At 65.0% G+C, this 2474-nt stretch carries 2 protein-coding genes; both read left to right on the top strand.

Annotated features, from left to right (window positions below; translation table 11 throughout):
* The first annotated feature begins 411 nt into the window (after positions 1-411).
* On the top strand, positions 412-1179 hold the full coding sequence (locus tag WDU96_RS13580) for a cohesin domain-containing protein (protein ID WP_337339067.1): 768 nt from the start codon (positions 412-414) through the stop codon (positions 1177-1179).
* Positions 1180-1232: 53 nt separating this feature from the next.
* On the top strand, positions 1233-2474 hold a 1242-nt coding region (locus WDU96_RS13575), incomplete at its 3' end, for an amidase family protein (protein WP_337339066.1).

The raw sequence follows: 2474 nt of genomic DNA, 5'->3' as shown, positions 1-2474 counted from the left end.
GGGCACTACATCCACGGGGCACTGGCTCAGTCGGACTAATCTCCCGCGAAGGTTTTCGCACGTCGGCTCCCTCCGAGTCGGCGTGATGAAAACCGACGACCGGCGACGCACGCGGTGTCGGTTCGTTGTTCGGCTGCGTCGAACCGTTGCCACGCCAGCTTGGCGCGTTCTGGCGAGCGAACTTGCGGTGCTGCGATGTTCGTGCATCTTCAGCATCCAAATCGTCCGATCTTTTTTTCTTACCTTGATCGGCCTTTGATAGGGCGGTGAAACATTCTCGAAACGGTTGGAGACATCTTCGAAATCTGACGAGAGAAAGGTGTGGGCTATTCCCCTTGGACGCGTCGGTGCGTGGGTGCCGACGGCATTCGCGCTGGCGGTCCGTCTCCCCTGAAAGGAACCGGCACCCCCATGCCCCAACTCACACCCACCTCGCGAACACGTCGCCCCCGCGGCCGTGCTCTAGCGACTCTGGCTGCGATCGCCGCGATGCTCGGCGGCTCGCTCGCCCTGGCACCCGCGGCAAACGCTGCCGAGGCCGGCGACGTCACCCTCACCGCTCCCTCATCGGTCGCCGTCGGCGACACCGTCTCGGTCAGCGTTGACGCCTCAGCCACGGCCGACCTGTTCGCCTACGACATCACGGTGTCGTTCGACTCGGCCGTGCTCGCATACGACGCCACCTCGAGCGTCTTTCCCGATGGTGGGTTCAGCTCGGTCGCCGAAGACAGCGGCTCGGTCACCTTCACCAACACCCGCCTGGGCACCTCGCCCGGCCTCGCCGACGCGCAGACGCTCGTCACCTTCAGCTTCGAAGCGATCGGCGAAGGCTCAGCCGACATCGCCATCACCGGCCTCACGCTCGTCGGTTCAGAAGCAGGCGACACCACCTCACTCAGCAACGTCGACTCCGTCACAACGACTGTCGAGCCGGCCGCTACCACGCCGACGCCGACCGCGACCGCGACGCCTTCTGAGACCGCCACTCCCACCGAGACGGCAACGCCGACCGAAGACGCCACCGACACCACTGACTCGACCGACTCGTCGAGCACCGAGGGTGACCTCGCCGTCACCGGTTCTGACGCCACCCTCTGGATCGTCATCGGCATCATCGCGCTCATTGCACTCGCCGCAGGCGCCGTGCTCGTGCTGCGCCGCAAGGCGGTGAAAGCATGACCGCCACCGTTCCCTCCAACTCAGCGTTCGCACGTCCACAAAGGAGACTCCCGGTGACTAGCACCAAGCGAGCCATCGCCACCATCGCGGTACTGGGAACAGTTGCCGCTGGCGCAGTGGCAACTCCCGCCGTCGCACTCGACACAGTTGAGCCGACCACCGCGTCGATGCTCGCACCGTTCTACACCGAGCTCGACCTCACCGGTGACGCACAGGTCACCACCGACGACCTCGGTGTTGCCGCCGACGCTATTGGCACCACGGCAGATGACGCCGCGTGGTCAAGCGTTTCGGTCATCGACCTCGACGCATCGGGCGAGATCACCGTCAGCGACGTCGCAGGCCTGGCCCAGCGCATGATCTACGACGACGGCGAGTTCGACCTGATCGAAGCGTCGACCATCGACATGCAGGCCGCCATGAACGCCGGCGTCACGACCTCGGTCGAGATCACGCAGGAATACATGGATCGCATCGACTTCTACGACACCGCTCTGGTTGACGATCAAGAAGGCGGTCGCCCACTCAACTCGATCATCACCGTCAGCGACGCCGCACTTGCCGCTGCCGCCGAGGCCGACGCCGTGCGCGCCGCCGACGGCATGACCAGCATGCTGCTCGGCGTGCCGATCGCACTGAAAGACAACTACAACACCTACGACATGGTCACCACGGCCGGTTGTGGCTGCTGGAACCTCAACCAGACCGCTACCGACGCCACCATGGTCGAGGGTCTGCGCGCCGACGGCGCGATCATTCTCGCCAAGGCCAGCCTTGACGAGTTCGCCTATGGCTTCACGTCGCAGTTCTCGTCGTTCCAGCCCGTCGGCGAATCGCTCTACATCGCCAGCCCCTACGACACCACGCAGACCGCGGGTGGTTCGAGTGGTGGCACGGGCGCGGCAATCGCCGCTAACCTCGCCGGCATCGGCTTCGGCACCGACACCGGTGGCTCGATCCGCGTTCCCTCGTCATACAACCAGCTCGTCGGCATTCGGCCGACGGTCGGTCTTGCCAGCCGCGACGGAATCGTTCCGCTCGCACTGTCGCAAGACACCGGTGGCCCCATGGCTCGCAGCGTTCTTGACGCAGCCGTAGCCCTCGACGCTGTTGTTGGCGTCGACGCGGGCGACCCGATCACCTCGACCCAGGCCGGTCTTGTGCCCGAGTCATACACCTCCTATTTGGATGCTGGCTCGCTCGAGGGCGTTCGCATCGGATACGTCGCATCGATGCTCGGTGACAACACCACCACGCTTCGCCTCTGGGCAGACGCAGTGGCGACGTTCGAGGCA

Source organism: Microbacterium marmarense (genome assembly GCF_037204165.1).
Lineage (GTDB): Bacteria > Actinomycetota > Actinomycetes > Actinomycetales > Microbacteriaceae > Microbacterium > Microbacterium marmarense.
The sequence above is the reverse complement of the archived record's forward strand: the minus strand, read 5'-3'. Positions and strand labels throughout refer to the sequence as shown.